This is a genomic window from Stenotrophomonas sp. YJH_SMC_29, assembly GCF_059371235.1.
On record NZ_JCAFUK010000026.1, the window covers coordinates 37,109 to 52,460 of the forward strand.

Here is a 15,352-nt window from a genome sequence, read left to right on the forward strand (position 1 = left end):
CAAACGTATTACGTCTTACGGAACATACCAAGGAACGCGATGTGCTGCCAGTCCCAGTCTGGCGATATCGATCCCTGATGGGCGTGGCGGCTTCCAGAGCCTGGCGCTATGACAGGCACCCTGTCGACCCTCTGCAGGCTGCAAGCTGCCGGCCAGCGGCCGGCACTACCCGAACGATGCCGGGCGCCGCCCGGCACTCTGTTATCTGCGGCTGTAATGCGCGACCAGGCGGTCGCCGAGCATCTGCAGCAGCTGCACCAGCACCAGCAGCAGGACCACGGTGACCAGGGCGACGTCGGTGTGCGAACGCTGGTAACCATCGCGGAACGCCAGGTCGCCAAGGCCGCCCGAGCCGATCGCACCGCCCATTGCGGTGAAGCCGATCAGGGCCACGGTGGTGACCGTCGCACCGGCAATCAGGCCCGGGCGCGCTTCCGGCAGCAGCACGCGGGTGACCAGCTGCCAGGTGGTGGCACCCATCGCCTGGGTCGCCTCGATCACGCCACGATCCACTTCGCGCAGCGCGGTCTCGACCAGGCGCGCGTAGAACGGCGCGGCACCAATGACCAGCGGCACGATCGCACCGCGCACGCCCAGCGAGGTGCCCATCAGGAACAGCGTGACCGGGATCAGCACGATCATCAGGATGATGAAAGGCACCGAGCGCAGCAGGTTCACCACCAGCGCCAGTGCACCGTAGGCGAACGGACGCCGCTTCATCTGCGGCGCGCCGAACAGGTACAGCAGCACGCCCAGCGGCAGGCCGATGGCCAGGGTCAGCGGCAGCGAACCAAGCAGCATCAGCAGGGTGTCGAGGGTCGCCTGGCCGATGTCGGCCCACTTGCCCGCATCCAGATGGCGGAAGAAACCACCGGCAGTGGCGATGATCATCGACGCAGCTCCTCAACATGCACGCCGGCAGCCACGAACGCGGCCTGCGCGGCGGACTGGTCACCGCCCACCAGGGCGACCACCAGCTGGCCATAAGGGGTGTCCTTGATCCGGTCGATACGCCCGGACAGGATGTTGTAGTCGACCCCGGTCTGGCGCGCGACGCTGCCGAGCAGGGGTTCGTAGGTGTCACCGCCAAGGAAGGTCAGGCGCACGATGCGCCCGCCGACCACGTCGAAATCGCGGTGCAACGCGCCTTCGTCCACATGCTCCGACTCGCTGACGAACCGGCGCGTGGTCGGGTGCTGCGGGTGCAGGAAGACGCGGGTAACCGGTCCGGTTTCGACCATCTGGCCGGCATCGAGCACGGCGACGCGGTCGCAGACGCGGCGGATCACATCCATCTCGTGGGTGATCAGCACGATGGTCAGGCCGAGCTCGCGGTTGATCTTCGACAGCAGCGACAGCACCGATGCAGTGGTCTGCGGGTCGAGCGCACTGGTGGCCTCGTCGCACAGCAGGATCTGCGGGCGGGTCGCCAGCGCACGGGCGATGCCGACGCGCTGCTTCTGGCCACCGGACAGCTGCGCCGGATACTTCTGCGCATGCGCTTCCAGGCCGACGGTCTGCAGCAGTTCGGCCACGCGCGCATCGATCTCCGCCTTCGGCGTCCCGGCCAGCTCCAGCGGGAAGGCGACATTGCCGGCCACGGTGCGCGAGGACAGCAGGTTGAAGTGCTGGAAGATCATGCCGATGCGCCGGCGCAGCGCGCGCAGCCCGTCCGCGTCCAGCGCGGTGACATCCTCGCCGCCGATCAGCAACCGCCCGCCACTGGGTTCTTCCAGCCGGTTGATCATGCGGATCAGGGTCGATTTGCCGGCGCCGGAATGGCCGATGATGCCGAATACCTCACCGGCTTCGATGGTCAGGTCCAGCGGTTGCAGCGCGCTGACTTCGCGGCCGGCAACGGCATAGGATTTGTGCAGGCGCTGGAACTCGATCACGGGCGTGGCTCACCGGCTGGGTGACGGAAGGGGGCGTGCAGCCTACCAGCGCAGGCGGTCGCGCGCCCGCGCCATGGGCCAGAATGTTATTCCTTTTGGTTCTAAGCCGCCCGCGCCGGCGCGTAGGCCGGGGTCAGAGCCCCTGCGGGGATCCGACCCCGGGGTCGGATCCCCGCAGGGGCTCTGACCGCATTCCCTGGCCCAACCGGCTCAGGGATGATCCAGCGGCTTCGGCGGCTCCTGCCGGTTCACCCGCTCGCGGTGCAGCAGGTACAGACCGGAGGCGACGATGATCGCGGCGCCCACCCAGGTATAGCCGTCGGGCAGCTGGCCCCAGAAGGCCAGGTCCCAGCCGATCACCCACACCAGCCCGCTGTACTCCAGCGGCGCGATCATCGAGGCCTCGCCCAGCTGGAAGGCCTTGGTCAGGGCGATCTGGCCCAGGGCCCCGGCCAGGCCCATGCCGGCGATCAGCGGCGCATGCGCCAGCTGCAGCGGCACCCAGCCGGGAATGGACAGCAGGCCGGCACCGATGGCCATGATGACCAGGAACCACACCACCATCGACTGCGAGGTATCGGTGCGGGTCAGCAGGCTGACCGTGATCGCCGCCACGGCATAGGCGGTTGCCGCCGCCAGCACCATCAGGCCGGGCACCGAAATGAAGCCGTCCACGCCCGGACGCAGCACCACCAGCACGCCGACCAGGCCGATGCCGATGGCGACCCAGCGCCGCGGCCCGACCCGCTCGCCCAGCAGCGGCACCGACAAGGCGGCGATCAGCAGCGGGGCGACGAAGTAGATGGTGTAGGCGGTGGACAGCGGCAGGTCGCGCAGGGCGAACACGAAGCAGCCGATCATCGTCATGCCCAGCGCCCCGCGCAGCAGGTGCAGGCCCCAGCGGCGCGGCACCAGCGAACGCGGCCCCGCGCTGGCCAGCACCCACACCAGCACGAACGGCAACGAGGCGGCGCCGCGCAGGAAGGTCACTTCCAGGGTGGGGTAGCTGGCCGACAGCTGCTTCATGCCAGCGTCCATCAGCGAGAAACAGGCGACCGCAGCGACCATCCAGGCCACCGCGCGCGAAGGGGAGCGTTGCACGTTCATGGCCCATTATCGCCCGGTCGTCGCCTTCTGCAGAACACGGGCATGCGGGCCCTCGCGATAGAATGGTCGCCACTGAATCCTGCGGAGCATCGCCCATGCCTTCCTTCGACGTCGTGTCCGAAGTCGACACCCACGAACTGACCAACGCCATCGACCAGGCCAACCGCGAACTGAGCACCCGCTTCGACTTCAAGGGCGTGGATGCCCGGTTCGAACGCGACGGCGATGTGATCAACCAGACCGCGCCGACCGAGTTCCAGCTCAAGCAGATGAACGACATCCTGCGCGCACGCCTGGCCGCGCGCGGGATCGACGTGCTCAGCCTGGAGTTCGGTGACATCGAGACCAACCTGGCCCAGGCCCGGCAGAAGATCACCGTCAAGCAGGGCATCGAGCAGAAGATCGCCAAGAAGATCGCCGCTGCACTGAAGGACGCCAAGCTGAAGGTGGAAAGCCAGATCAACGGCGACAAGCTGCGCGTGCAGGGCAAGAAGCGCGACGATCTGCAGGAGGCCATCGCAGTACTGAAAGCCGGCAAGTTCGAACTACCGCTGCAGTTCAACAACTTCCGCGACTGATCGATCCGCCGGGCCGTGCCCGGCGATCCCCGCGTCAATCGCGCAGCAGCTTGTACAGCGTGGTGCGCGAGATCCCCAGCTGGCGCGCAGCCAGGCTGAGATTGCCGTCCGCGGCCTGCGCCGCGCGGCGTGCCGCCTCGCGCTGCTGCTGACGCAGCAGTGGCGTACCGGTGGTGTTGCTGGCACGGCGCGGCGTACCGCGCCGCGCCGCGCACCGCGGCCCCTGCAGATGCTGCAGGTAGACCGCACTGCCCTCGCCCAGCCGGACCCGATGCGGTGCACCGGGTTGCAGCAGGCGGCGCCGCTGTGCCGCACTGGCGCCGGCAAACAGCACGCCCAGGTCCAGCAAGGGCAACGGCCCGCGCCTGGGCAGGCCCAGCAGGCGCCGCGCAACGCGGTTGGCCGCGCGCAGCTGGCCATCCTCCTGCACTGCCAGCAGCCCCTGCAGCGGCGACAGCAACCAGCGCGGATCATGCTGCACCGCCAGCAGGTGGACGTCGGCCAGCGCACTGAACAGGCGATTCTCGCTGGCCAGCGCCGCCTGCCGGAAATAGCCCTGCAGCAAGGACGGATCCCGCTCGCCCAGGCCGGTAATGTCGATCGCCCCACAGACCCGGCCATCGGGATCATGCAGCGGCTCACTCAGGCAGAACACCGGGGCGAAACGCTGCAGGTAGTGCTCGTTGCCACGCACCAGCGCAGGCAGGTCGTCGGCCAGGCTGACCGCCGGTGCGGTGGTGCCGATCACGCTCTCGCCGAGCCGCCGCCCGACCTGGATCGGCCGCAGCAGGGGGGCGTCTTCCAGGCCATGCGCCTGCTGCGCGATCACCATGCCATCGCGGTTGGCGCAGAACATCGTCCAGCCGCGCCCACCGAACGCGGCCCACAGCTGTTCGAGCTCGGGCCGCACGCAGCCCGCCAGGCGCCGGTCATCGGGATGGGACAAGTGGCGGCCGTCACCCAGCAGCGGTGGATAGCAGGGCTCCTGTCCCGGCTGCAGGCCCGCCGCACGCGAGCGCTGCCACGACCGCTGCAGGGGCAACGGCAACAGCTGCAATGACTGCGCATCGCCCTCGGCGAAGGCGGCACGCGCCGCCACCACCTGCTGTTGCCCGACTGTCGTGGCCATCATCACCTGCGCCCTCCGCCGGTGGCCGACGCGGCCACGGCTACCGAGGGTACACCTGCGTTGCCGCGGCGAACCAGGCGCCGCGGCAACGCATCGTTTCATGCGGCGATGCGCAGGATCGGCTTCAGCGTGATGCCACGGGTGCTGTCTTCGGCGGCCTGGTTGATCTGTTCCAGCGGATAGAACTTCACCAGTTTGTCGAACGGGAAGCGTCCCTGCTGGAACAGGGCCACCAGCTGCGGAATGAACACCTGCGGCACGCTGTCGCCCTCGACGATGCCACGGATGCTGCGCCCCCCCAGCAGCAGGTTGTTGACATCGAAGCTGGCGGTGGTGCCCAGCTTCGGCGCACCCACCACGCCCATCATGCCCCGTCCGCCGAGCGCCTCGATCCCGGCTGAAAGCACCTCCGGGCGCCCGGTCGATTCCAGCGCGTAGTCGGCCCCGCCGCCGGTGATCGCACGCACCGCCTCGACCACGTCAGTCTCGCGACTGTTGACCACGTGCGTGGCCCCCAGCTCCAGCGCCAGTTCCAGGCGCGAGGGCACCACATCGATGGCAATGATGGTGGTGGCGCCGGCCACCTTGGCCGCCATCACCGCGCTCAGCCCGACCGCACCGGCACCGTAGCTGGCGAAGCTGCTGCCGGACCGTACCTGCAGTGCGTTGAGCACCGCACCGGCGCCGGTCTGGATGCCACAGCCCAGCGGGCCGAGCAGTTCCAGTGGCGCATCGTCGGGCACCTTGATCGCGTTGATCTCGCGCGCCAGCGCATAGGTGGCGAACGAGGACTGTGCAAAGAAGTGGTCGTGCAGCGGCTGGCCGTGCGCATCGGTGATCGCGGTATGGCCGTGGCCATCGTCGCCACCGAAATTCAATGCGAAGAAGTCCCGGCAGTAGGCGCCGTGACCGCCGCGGCAGGGATTGCAGTGGCCGCAGGCACCATAGGTCAGCACCACGTGGTCACCCACCTGCAGCGCCTTGACGTTGGGCCCGACCGCTTCGACGATGCCGGCACCTTCGTGGCCGAGCACAGCCGGCAATGGCACCGGGTAGTACTGGTCGCGCACGATCAGGTCGGTGTGGCACAGGCCGGCGGCCACCACTTTCACCCGTACTTCGTCATCCTGCACGCCACGCAGCGTGGCCTGCTCGATGACGAAGGGCTGTTCCTTGCCGCGCACAACGGCAGCGGTGATCTCACGGGATGCAGCGTCGTTGTTCATGCGTAGGTCCTCCTGGATCAGATCGGGTAGGCGGGCGCTTCGCCCTTGACGGTCAACCACTGCCACTGGGTGAACTCTTCCCCGTTGGCCGGGCCGCCGATGCTGGTGCCGTTGCCGGACGCACCCACGCCGCCGAAGGGATTGATCACCTCGTCGTTCACTGTCTGGTCGTTGATGTGCAGCAGGCCAGTGCGCAGGCGCTCACCCAGCTTCAGCGCGCGACCGACATCGCTGGAGACGATGGCCATCGACAGCCCGTACTCGCTGTTGTTTGCCAGCTGCACGGCGTGGTCGTCGTCGTCGAACGGCACCACCACGGCGACCGGCGCGAAGATCTCTTCGTTGAACGCGGGATTGCCGGCGTCGACGTTGCCGAGCACGGTCGGTGCGAAAAACAGATCGTGGTACGTGCCACCGGCTTCCAGCGAAGCGCCGGCCTGCACCGCCTGCTCGACCACGCGCGCGGCATGGTCGCGCTGGCCGGCATTGATCAACGGGCCGATCGCCACGTCTTCGCGCGCCGGATCCCCCACCTTCAGCGACGCCGCCTTGGCCACCAGCTTCTGCAGGAACGCATCATGGATCTTCCTGTGCACCAGCACGCGGCCGGTGGCCATGCAGATCTGTCCCTGGTGCAGGTAGACGCCCCATGCCGTATTGGCCACCGCCAGCTCGAGATCGGCGTCATCAAGAATGATCAGCGAATTCTTGCCGCCCAGCTCCAGCGAAACCTTCTTCAGGTGCCGGCCTGCGGCTTCTCCGACCTTGCGCCCGGCCGCGGTGGAGCCGGTGAACTGGATCATCGCCACGTTCGGATCGCTGGTCAGTGCGGCGCCGGCGGCGCCGTCACCCGGCAGCACGTGCAGTACGCCCGCGGGCAAGCCGGCCTGCTCGAACAGGCGGGCAATCACCGCGCCACCACATACCGCCGTGCGTGGGTCCGGCTTGAGCACCACCGCATTGCCCAGCGCGATCGCCGGGGCCACCGCGCGCATCGCCAGATACAGTGGAAAATTGAACGGTGAAATGACGCCGACCACGCCCAGCGGGCGACGCCGCGCCAGGTTCAGGCGGCCGGGTTCGGAGGGCAGGATCTCGCCGACACTGCGCGACGGCAGTGCGGCGGCCTCGTGCAGCGCCTTGACGGTCACCTTGGCCTCGAAGCCGGCCTTCAGGCGGGTCGATCCGCTTTCGCGGACCAGCCATTCCACCAGGGTGTCGACATTCTCCTCGGCCAGCCGCGCGGCGGTGCGCAGCACCTGTGCGCGCTGCTCATAGGGAGCCGCGGCCCAGGCCTGCTGGGCCTGCGCCGCAGCGGCTGCCGAACGCGCGACCTGCGCCGGGTCGGCCAGGCCGATCTCGCCGAGCGCCCGGCCGGTGGCCGGCTCGATCACCGGCTGCCGCTGCACGGCGGCCTGCCAACGGCCATCAAAGAAGGTGCCGGACCAGAGCGCATCCGGCAGCCACGGGGAAGTTGCAGTCATGGGTGTCCTCCTGTGTCGTGCGTCCATTCCACGCCCACCGCCGTCGGCAGGCAATCCGCCATCCGCCGCTGGCCTGCAAGGGATTGACGTGGCGGGGATTTCCAGCATCGCCGCTGTCCAGTTCCTGCACAGTGAACGGCGCGTAGCGGCACACGCCTACAATGGGCGGCCCCGCCAGCCGACGTGCCCGCCATGACCGATTCCCCCCTGCCCATCGATGACCCGATCGCCGCTACCCGCCTGTGGCTGGAGCGCATCGTCATCGGCCTGAACCTGTGCCCGTTCGCCAAGGCGGTGTATGTGAAGGAGCAGGTCCGCATCGTGCTCAGCGATGCGACCACGCCCGAAGCGCTGGTTGAGCAGCTGGCCGAGGAGCTGGTGCTGCTGCGCGATACGCCGGCCGAGCAGATCGATACCACGCTGATCGTGCACCCGCAGGTGCTGACCGACTTCCTCGACTACAACGATTTCCTCGACAACGCCGACGCGGCCATCGAGGCGCTGGACCTGCAGGGCATCCTGCAGGTGGCCAGCTTCCACCCGGACTACCAGTTCGAAGGCGTGGCGGCGGACGATGCCAGCAACTACACCAACCGCTCCCCCTTCCCCACCCTGCACCTGCTGCGCGAAGACAGCGTGGCGCGCGCGGTGGACGTCTATCCGGACCCGGACGTGATCGTCGAGCGCAACATCCAGACCCTCGACCGCATCGGCGTGGACGGCTGGCACCGCCGCCTGCGTGGCGAGGACCTGACGTGAGCACGGTGCCATCGATTGCCCCATGGCCGGTCGCGCCGCTGTCGGGCAAGGTGGTGCTGGTCACCGGCGGCGCCAACGGCATCGGCCGTGGCATTGCCCAGTCCGTGCTCGGTGCAGGCGGCCGCGTGCTGATCGGCGACCTCGACGTGGACGCAGGGCAGGCCTGCCTGGACGAATGGCAGCGCGGCGATGACGCCGCGTTCCAGCGCCTGGACATCATGGACGAAGCCAGCGTGCGCGGTTTCGTCGCGGCCGCGCTGCAGCGTTTCGGCCGCATCGATGGACTGGTCAACAATGCCGGCATCGCCGCACCGCACGGCACGCTGCTGCAGGACATGGACTGGGAGGAATGGCAGCGCCGCCTGTCGTCGCTGCACGGTGCCTTCCTGTGCAGCAAGCACGCGCTGCCGGCGCTGTCGGCGAACGCTGCGGGCGCGATCATCAACATCGCCTCCACCCGGGCCTGGCAGTCCGAAGCGCACAGCGAAGCCTACGCCGCAGCCAAGGGCGGGCTGGTCGCCTTCACCCATGCGCTGGCGATCAGTGCCGGCCCGGCGGTGCGGGTCAACAGCATCAGCCCCGGCTGGATCGGTACGACGGCGTGGCAGGCGCCTTCGCGCCGTCACGCACCCGCGTACTCGGCCATCGACCACGCACAGCACCCGGTCGGTCGTGTTGGCCGCCCCGAGGACATCGGTGCGCTGGCGGTGTACCTGCTGTCCTCACTGTCCGGCTTCAGCACCGGCCAGGATTTCATCGTCGACGGCGGCATGACCCGGAAGATGATCTACGCCGAATGACCCGCCTCCGGTAGTGCCGGCCGCTGGCCGGCATTCCGGTGGATCCACGCCCTGCGTGGATAACGGAGACGTGCCAACCAGGGTTGGCCCCGCCACACTGAGGGTTTACGCCATGCCCGAGTGGCGCAGCAGCGCGTCGATCTGCGGGGCACGACCACGGAAGGCCTTGAAGTTCTCCGCTGCCGGACGGCTGCCACCCCGCGACAGGATTTCATCGCGGAAGCGTGCGCCGGTTTCGGCCACTGCCTGCGGGGCTTCTTCAAACGCCGCGTAGGCATCGGCGCTGAGCACCTCAGCCCACTTGTAGCTGTAGTAACCGGCAGCATAACCGCCGGCGAAGATGTGGCTGAACTGGTGCGGGAAGCGGTTCCAGACCGGCGGAGGGTTCACCGCCACCTCGGCGCGCACGCGGTCCAGCAGGGCCAGCACGCTGTCCTGTGCCGGTTCGAACTGGCTGTGCAGCAGCATGTCGAACAGGCCGAACTCCAGCTGGCGCACGGTGGCCATGCCGCTGTGGAAGTTGCGCGCGGCCAGCATGCGCTCATACAGCGCGCGCGGCAGCGGCTCGCCCGTGTCCACGTGCGCGGTCATGCCCTGCAGGTGCGCCCATTCCCAGCAGAAGTTCTCCATGAACTGGCTGGGCAGTTCCACTGCATCCCATTCCACGCCATTGATCCCGGCCACACCCAGCTCGCCGATACGGGTCAGCAGCTGGTGCAGGCCATGGCCCATCTCGTGGAACAGCGTGGTCACCTCGTTGTGGCTGAAGGTGGCCGGCTTGCCGTTGGCGCCACGTCCGAAGTTGCACACCAGGTAGACCAGCGGCGTCTGCACTTTGCCGTCGGCGCGCACGCGACGGTTGCGGCAGTCATCCATCCACGCGCCACCGCGCTTGCCCTCGCGGGCGTACAGGTCCAGGTAGAACTGGCCAACCAGCGCGCCCTGCGCATCGACCAGGCGGAAGAAGCGCACGTCTTCGTGCCAGACCGGCGCGCTGTCCTCCTGCACATGCAGGCCATACAGCTGCTCGATCACCGAGAACAGGCCGCCCAGCACCTTCGGTTCGGTGAAGTACTGCTTCACTTCCTGCTCGGAATAGCTGTAACGCGCCTGCTTCAGGCGGTCGGCGGCGAACGCCAGGTCCCAGGCCTGCAGGTCGTCGATGCCCAGCTGCGCGCGTGCGAACTGCTCCAGCTCGGCCCGGTCGCGGGCCGCGAACGGCTTGGCACGCGCGGCCAGGTCGCGCAGGAAGCCAAGCACTTCGGCCGGGTCCTGCGCCATCTTGGTCGCCACCGAGTAATGGCCGTACGAATCGAAGCCGAGCAACGCGGCCAGTTCGGCGCGCAGGGCCAGAATGCGGTCGATGTTGCCACTGTTGTCCAGGGCCTCGTCGCCGAACTCGGACGCACGCTGCGCGCTGGCGCGGTACAGGATCTCGCGCAGGTCGCGGTCTTCGGCCCAGGTCTGCACCGGCAGGTAGCACGGCATCTGCAGGGTCAGTTTCCAGCCGGTCCTGCCGTCCTTCTCTGCCGCAGCGCGCGCGGCGGCCTTCACGTCTTCCGGCAGGCCCTGCAGCCGCGCTTCGTCCTCGATGAACAGCGACCATGCATCGGTGGCGTCGAGCACGTTCTGCGAGAACTTGGCCGACAGCGCCGACAGTTCCTCCTTGATCGCAGCGAAACGCTGCTGCGCCTCCGGCGCCAGCTCGGCACCGCCCAGCCGGAAGTCACGCAGCGTGTTGTCCAGCACCTTGCGCCGGGCTTCATCGAAGCGTGCTGCCTCCGGGCTGGCGGCCAGTGCCTGGTATTGGCGATACAGCGCCAGGTTCTGGCCCAGCGCACTGGCGAAGCGGGTCACCCGCGGCAGATTGCTGTTGTAGGCCTCACGCAGTTCGGGCGTGTTGACCACGCCCTGCAGGTGGCCGACCAGCCCCCAGGCGCGCCACAGGCGCTCGGTGGCATCGTCCAGCGGGGTCACGAAGGTCTGCCAGGTGACCGGCTGCACCTGCTCGGCCGCGCTGACGGCGGCTTCGGCCTCCGCCAGCAGCACGTCCAGCGCCGGCGCCACGTGCTCGGGGCGGATCGCCTCGAAGCGCGGCAGGCCGGAAAAATCGAGCAGGGGGTTGGCAACGGTCACGGCAGATCTCCAGGGGACGGGCCCGGCACGCGGGCAGCGTTCCCGATATGGCGCTGCCAGGTGCGGCTGACAAGGGGGCGTGCATTGCCGTTCACGTCGGCCTGACGGCCGCGCGCCGAAGCTCTGGCTGCGGGGGAGTCCGCAGCGGTACTTACCGAACGAGGCCCTACATGGAAGGTCTGGCTGCAGTTGCATCCACCGCACCGCCGCGCTAGCTGGCATTGACCGCCAGTGCGGCCGAGCTGGCCTGGATCGCCGCGCTGTGCGATGCCGGCGACGACGCCCCGCGCCATCTGCAGCAGCTGCAGGCGGTGCTGCAGCAGGGGGGCACCTTCAACGACGCCCAGGAGTGGTACCCGTTCGAGGTGATCGAGCGCGGCGCCAGCCAGTTGCAGCTGGGCCACGAACGTGAGTTCGTGATCTGCGTGCTGCTGTGGCTGCAGGCGCTGGCCCAGGGCCGCGCCAGCATCCTGGACCCCAGCCTGCACCTGGATGACCGCGCGATGGATATCGAGGCGTTGCCGGACGCGCTGCGCGACGCCGTGCTGGATGCGTTCACTGCGGCGGGATATTGAGACGGCCCGGCGACGGGCAGAGTCGACGGTGGGTCGACCATCGCGCGCAGCGCGGCAATTTCACGACCTGAACGGAGAGCAGTCGAGCAACCGTCGACGCTGCCCAGCCGATGCAGATCCGGCCGTGCGTGCCGTGCTACAGCGCTTCCAGGCTGCACCACGGCAGTTCGGGCAAGCCCTGCCCGGCGACCGCTGCGGCCAGCTGTGCGTCGGCGCCGTCGACATCGATCCCCATCCGCGCGTACCACGCCGGGTCGTAGTAACTCTGCGCATAGCGCTCGCCGCTGTCGCACAGGATGCTGACGATGCTGCCGCGGTGGCCCGCCTCGCGCATCCACTGCGCGGCCTGCAGCACGCCGATGAAGTTGGTCCCGGTCGAGCCGCCGACGCGGCGCCCCAACTGCCGGCTGACATGGCGCATGGCGGCCAGGCTCAGCGCATCGGGCACCTTCACCATCGCATCGACGCTGGTCGGGATGAAACTCGGCTCCACCCGCGGCCGGCCGATGCCTTCCACGCGCGAACCACCGCTGCAGGTCAGCGCGCGCCAGTCCTGTTCACCCGCCACAGCGGCCCTGTAACCATCGAAGAACACCGACACTTCCGGGTCCGCGCACAGGATGCGGGTGTCATGCCGGCGGTAGCTGACATAACGGCCCAACGTGGCTGCGGTACCGCCGGTGCCGGGGCTGCATACGATCCATTCCGGAACCGGGCTGGGCTCTTCGGCCATCTGCTTGAAGATGGACTCGGCGATGTTGTTGTTGGCGCGCCAGTCGGTCGCGCGCTCGGCATAGGTGAACTGGTCCATGAAGTGGCCGCCGGTTTCGCGGGCCAGCTTTTCCGAATCACAGTTGAGGTCGCAGGCGCGCTCGACCAGGTGGCAGCGGCCACCGTGGAACTCGATCGCGGCGATCTTCTCGGGCGAGGTGGTGGCCGGGATCACGGCGATGAACGGCAGGCCGAGCAGGCGCGCGAAATAGGCTTCGGACACCGCCGTCGAGCCGCTGGACGCTTCGATCACGGGCCTTCCTTCGCGCAGCCAGCCATTGGCCAGCGCGTACAGGAACAACGAACGCGCCAGCCGATGCTTGAGGCTGCCGGTGGGATGGCTCGATTCATCCTTCAGGTAGAGGTCGATGCCCTCGAACCCGGGCAGTGCCAGCGGGATCAGGTGCGTATCGGCGGAACGGTTGAAATCGGCTTCGATCTTGCGGATGGCGGCGGCCACCCATTCACGCTGCGACATGGCGGGCAATCGTCTTCAGGACGGAACGGTGCGATCCAGCCATTGTACGTCGCAGTGCCGTCAGGTGCCGGCCGGTAGAATGGGCCATCCGGCCGGCAACGGCCCTGTCTGAAGGACCTCCCCCATGACCATTCCCGCCTTGCGCGATGTTCCCGGCGTCGCCGCCCAGGCCCCGGCCGAAACCAGCGGCTTTGTGTTCAACCACACCATGCTGCGGGTCAAGGACATCACCGCCTCGCTGGACTTCTACACCCGCGTGCTCGGCTACCAGCTGATCGACAAGCGCGACTTCCCCGAGGCCCAGTTCAGCCTGTACTTCCTGGCCTATGTTCCGGCCGGCGCGGTGGTGCCGGAAGACGACAGCCAGCGCCGCCTGTGGATGGCCGGCCTGCCGGGCGTGCTGGAACTGACCCACAACCACGGCACCGAGACCCAGCAGGGCGCGGTCTACCACGACGGCAACAGCGACCCGCGCGGCTTCGGCCACATCTGCGTGTCGGTGCCGGACATCGAGGCGGCCTGCCAGCGCTTCGAAGACCTGGGCGTGGCATTCCAGAAGCGCCTGACCGACGGCCGCATGAAGAACCTGGCCTTCATCAAGGACCCGGACGGCTACTGGGTCGAGATCATCGCCAACTGACAAAAAGGGGACGGAGGGGATTAAGCCGTTTCTGGCACTATTGGCCGGAAGCGACTTAATCCCCTCCGTCCCCTTTTTTGCGAGGTTCGCATGGAAACGATGGAACTGCACCGCGGCCGCTTGATCGACCACCTGCAGCTGGTGGTGCGTGACCTGGCCGCCAGCCGCCGCTTCTACCAGGCGGTGTTCGATACGATCGGCGTGCCGCTGGGCGGCGAAGGGCCGGACTTCTTCTGGGCCGACGAGCTGTTCATTTCCAGCGCCAGCAGCAAGGCTGCCGCCGGCCAGTTGACCGGCCGCCACCATCTGGCGTTCCAGGCACGTGACAGCGCGACCGTCGATGCCTTCCACACCGCCGCGATCGCCGCCGGTGGCACCGACAACGGCGCGCCGGGCGAACGTCCCTACCATCCGGGCTACTACGGCGCCTTCGTGCTCGACCCGGATGGCAACAACATCGAAGTGGTCTACCACGGCCCGGCCAGTTACAGCGCCGATTCGGTGAAGGTCACGTTCTGATTTCACCGGCGCCGTGAACGAAGAAGCCGGGCAATGCCCGGCTTCTCTGCATCCAGCGCTGCTGGCCCTCAGTGGGCCGCCATGTAGATGTCCTGCAGCACGGCCTTTTCCAGCTCCAGCTCGCCCAGCAGGTTCTTCACGATATCGCCCAGGCTGAGGATGCCGACCAGCTGGTTGCCGTCGGTCACCATCAGATGACGGCGCCGCGAGTACGTCATCAGCGACATGGCCTGCTTCAGCGTGGCGTCCGGCGCAATGCCCTCAAGGCCGGTGGACGGCAGGCTGGAAATCACCCGGCGGCCGGCCTGCGGGCCGTCGTCGGCCAGGGTACGCACGATGTCCTTCTCGGAAATGATGCCGACCGGGGCATCGTCCTTCATCACCACCAGCGCAGCGATCCTGTTCGCGCTCATCTTGTGGGCGGCGGCACCGATCGTGTCTTCGGCATCGATGGTGATGACAGCTTCTTTCTTGGATTGCAGGAGTTCGCGGACGTTCATTCTTGTTTCCTGGTGCAGGTCACTGAAGTCAAAAAAGTGTGCTCTTCCGATACGCCCCCTCCCCGGGAACAGACCTTTCAGCGCACGTCTGGCGCACCCGGCTGCCGCATCGAATGGTTCGGCAGGCGACGTGCTGCAACGCGAACGAGGAAGGGTTCAACCGCTCAACCCGGACCTCGGTCGAATCGATTCTACGACTGCGACCCTCGGTCACTACCGGCATCGATGGGACAGTTCGTCGTGGGAACCAACTGACGATCCAGAGAATGGCACCGCGGCTGAAACCGCCGCTGAATACTGCCGGCCCTGCGCATTAAAGATTGACGGACGCCTGCCGCCCGCGGACAGAACAGCCGGCCGCTGTCCCACTTGGCGCTGCCACCGCTGCAAACGAAAGGGGGCCACGCGGGCCCCCTTCGCTTGCAGCGTCGCCGCCATCCGACGGCTGTTACTCCACCGTCACGCTCTTGGCCAGGTTGCGCGGCTTGTCCACGTCGGTGCCGCGTGCCAGCGCGGTGTGGTAGGCCAGCAGCTGCACCGGGATCGTGTGCACGATCGGGCTGAGCACGCCGGCGTGGCGCGGGGTGCGGATCACGTGCACGCCGTCGGACTCATTGAAGTTGCTGTCCTGGTCGGCGAACACGAACAGCTCGCCACCACGGGCGCGCACTTCCTGCATGTTCGACTTCACCTTCTCCAGCAGGCTGTCGTTGGGGGCGATCACCACCACCGGCATGTCCTCGTCCACCAGCGCC

16 protein-coding genes are annotated in these 15,352 nt (G+C 67.9%); 6 read left to right on the forward strand and 10 right to left on the reverse strand.

Annotation, left to right across the window (positions count from 1 at the left end):
* Positions 1-201: 201 nt before the first annotated feature.
* From AC5P9I_RS20330 to AC5P9I_RS20340, 3 genes are all read right to left on the reverse strand, one after another.
* Positions 202-891, reverse strand: a complete 690-nt coding sequence (locus tag AC5P9I_RS20330; RefSeq protein WP_103282037.1) for a methionine ABC transporter permease — start codon at positions 889-891, stop codon at positions 202-204.
* Positions 888-1,895 carry a methionine ABC transporter ATP-binding protein gene (locus tag AC5P9I_RS20335; protein WP_010481369.1) on the reverse strand — a complete coding sequence of 336 codons (1,008 nt, stop codon included), beginning with the start codon at positions 1,893-1,895 and terminating at the stop codon, positions 888-890. Before AC5P9I_RS20335 ends, AC5P9I_RS20330 begins: the two co-directional genes overlap by 4 nt.
* A gap of 210 nt (positions 1,896-2,105) precedes the next feature.
* A complete protein-coding gene (locus tag AC5P9I_RS20340; RefSeq protein ID WP_130768215.1) occupies positions 2,106-3,002 on the reverse strand; it encodes a DMT family transporter in 897 nt (298 codons plus the stop codon).
* A gap of 95 nt (positions 3,003-3,097) precedes the next feature.
* On the opposite strand from AC5P9I_RS20340, the gene AC5P9I_RS20345 reads away from it, so the two are divergent.
* Positions 3,098-3,580, forward strand: coding sequence for a YajQ family cyclic di-GMP-binding protein (locus AC5P9I_RS20345; RefSeq protein WP_049464641.1), 483 nt, complete (start codon positions 3,098-3,100; stop codon positions 3,578-3,580).
* A gap of 34 nt (positions 3,581-3,614) precedes the next feature.
* On the opposite strand, the gene AC5P9I_RS20350 is transcribed toward AC5P9I_RS20345, so the two are convergent.
* The 3 genes from AC5P9I_RS20350 to AC5P9I_RS20360 all read right to left on the reverse strand — a co-directional run bounded on the left by AC5P9I_RS20350 (position 3,615) and on the right by AC5P9I_RS20360 (position 7,419).
* Positions 3,615-4,712: a helix-turn-helix domain-containing protein gene (locus tag AC5P9I_RS20350; protein WP_049464643.1), complete on the reverse strand. Its 1,098-nt coding sequence runs from the start codon at positions 4,710-4,712 to the stop codon at positions 3,615-3,617.
* Positions 4,713-4,807: 95 nt separating this feature from the next.
* On the reverse strand, positions 4,808-5,935 hold the full coding sequence (locus AC5P9I_RS20355; protein WP_049464645.1) for an NAD(P)-dependent alcohol dehydrogenase: 1,128 nt from the start codon (positions 5,933-5,935) through the stop codon (positions 4,808-4,810).
* 17 nt (positions 5,936-5,952) lie between these two features.
* Entirely contained in the window at positions 5,953-7,419 is a 1,467-nt protein-coding gene (locus AC5P9I_RS20360) for a benzaldehyde dehydrogenase (RefSeq protein WP_130768216.1), read from the reverse strand.
* Positions 7,420-7,611: 192 nt separating this feature from the next.
* Between AC5P9I_RS20360 and AC5P9I_RS20365 the strand changes: the two genes are divergently transcribed.
* Both AC5P9I_RS20365 and AC5P9I_RS20370 read left to right on the forward strand, forming a co-directional pair.
* The gene (locus AC5P9I_RS20365) at positions 7,612-8,178 is read left to right on the forward strand and encodes a DUF1415 domain-containing protein (RefSeq protein WP_103282041.1); all 567 of its coding nucleotides are present in this window, start codon (positions 7,612-7,614) and stop codon (positions 8,176-8,178) included.
* Positions 8,175-8,978, forward strand: a complete 804-nt coding sequence (locus AC5P9I_RS20370; RefSeq protein ID WP_130768217.1) for an SDR family oxidoreductase — start codon at positions 8,175-8,177, stop codon at positions 8,976-8,978. The genes AC5P9I_RS20365 and AC5P9I_RS20370 overlap by 4 nt, the downstream gene beginning before the upstream one ends.
* A gap of 105 nt (positions 8,979-9,083) precedes the next feature.
* On the opposite strand, the gene AC5P9I_RS20375 is transcribed toward AC5P9I_RS20370, so the two are convergent.
* A complete protein-coding gene (locus tag AC5P9I_RS20375; protein WP_235644585.1) occupies positions 9,084-11,114 on the reverse strand; it encodes a M3 family metallopeptidase in 2,031 nt (676 codons plus the stop codon).
* A gap of 215 nt (positions 11,115-11,329) precedes the next feature.
* Between AC5P9I_RS20375 and AC5P9I_RS20380 the strand changes: the two genes are divergently transcribed.
* On the forward strand, positions 11,330-11,689 hold the full coding sequence (locus AC5P9I_RS20380) for a hypothetical protein (protein ID WP_308304166.1): 360 nt from the start codon (positions 11,330-11,332) through the stop codon (positions 11,687-11,689).
* 136 nt (positions 11,690-11,825) lie between these two features.
* Here the strand turns inward: AC5P9I_RS20380 and AC5P9I_RS20385 are convergent, their stop codons facing one another.
* Positions 11,826-12,938, reverse strand: a complete 1,113-nt coding sequence (locus AC5P9I_RS20385) for a PLP-dependent cysteine synthase family protein (protein ID WP_057495081.1) — start codon at positions 12,936-12,938, stop codon at positions 11,826-11,828.
* A 124-nt stretch (positions 12,939-13,062) separates the two neighbouring features.
* Here AC5P9I_RS20385 and gloA point away from each other — a divergent pair, with 124 nt between their 5' ends.
* Positions 13,063-13,578: a lactoylglutathione lyase gene (gloA, locus tag AC5P9I_RS20390; RefSeq protein WP_057495082.1), complete on the forward strand. Its 516-nt coding sequence runs from the start codon at positions 13,063-13,065 to the stop codon at positions 13,576-13,578.
* A gap of 90 nt (positions 13,579-13,668) precedes the next feature.
* Positions 13,669-14,097, forward strand: a complete 429-nt coding sequence (locus AC5P9I_RS20395) for a VOC family protein (protein WP_049464657.1) — start codon at positions 13,669-13,671, stop codon at positions 14,095-14,097.
* Between the two features lie 68 nt (positions 14,098-14,165).
* On the opposite strand, the gene AC5P9I_RS20400 is transcribed toward AC5P9I_RS20395, so the two are convergent.
* Entirely contained in the window at positions 14,166-14,597 is a 432-nt protein-coding gene (locus AC5P9I_RS20400) for a CBS domain-containing protein (protein ID WP_014648481.1), read from the reverse strand.
* Positions 14,598-15,045: 448 nt separating this feature from the next.
* A partial coding sequence (locus AC5P9I_RS20405) for an SIS domain-containing protein (protein ID WP_495217405.1) occupies positions 15,046-15,352 on the reverse strand: 307 nt, incomplete at its 5' end.

Excerpts from the sequence above, each read along its gene's own strand:
- AC5P9I_RS20330 (WP_103282037.1), bottom strand. The coding sequence starts at position 891 with ATGATCATCGCCACTGCCGGTGGTTTCTTCCGCCATCTGGATGCGGGC.
- AC5P9I_RS20340 (WP_130768215.1), bottom strand. The coding sequence starts at position 3,002 with ATGAACGTGCAACGCTCCCCTTCGCGCGCGGTGGCCTGGATGGTCGCT.
- AC5P9I_RS20345 (WP_049464641.1), top strand. The coding sequence starts at position 3,098 with ATGCCTTCCTTCGACGTCGTGTCCGAAGTCGACACCCACGAACTGACC.
- AC5P9I_RS20350 (WP_049464643.1), bottom strand. The coding sequence starts at position 4,712 with ATGATGGCCACGACAGTCGGGCAACAGCAGGTGGTGGCGGCGCGTGCC.
- AC5P9I_RS20355 (WP_049464645.1), bottom strand. The coding sequence starts at position 5,935 with ATGAACAACGACGCTGCATCCCGTGAGATCACCGCTGCCGTTGTGCGC.
- AC5P9I_RS20360 (WP_130768216.1), bottom strand. The coding sequence starts at position 7,419 with ATGACTGCAACTTCCCCGTGGCTGCCGGATGCGCTCTGGTCCGGCACC.
- AC5P9I_RS20365 (WP_103282041.1), top strand. The coding sequence starts at position 7,612 with ATGACCGATTCCCCCCTGCCCATCGATGACCCGATCGCCGCTACCCGC.
- AC5P9I_RS20385 (WP_057495081.1), bottom strand. The coding sequence starts at position 12,938 with ATGTCGCAGCGTGAATGGGTGGCCGCCGCCATCCGCAAGATCGAAGCC.
- gloA (WP_057495082.1), top strand. The coding sequence starts at position 13,063 with ATGACCATTCCCGCCTTGCGCGATGTTCCCGGCGTCGCCGCCCAGGCC.
- AC5P9I_RS20395 (WP_049464657.1), top strand. The coding sequence starts at position 13,669 with ATGGAAACGATGGAACTGCACCGCGGCCGCTTGATCGACCACCTGCAG.
- AC5P9I_RS20400 (WP_014648481.1), bottom strand. The coding sequence starts at position 14,597 with ATGAACGTCCGCGAACTCCTGCAATCCAAGAAAGAAGCTGTCATCACC.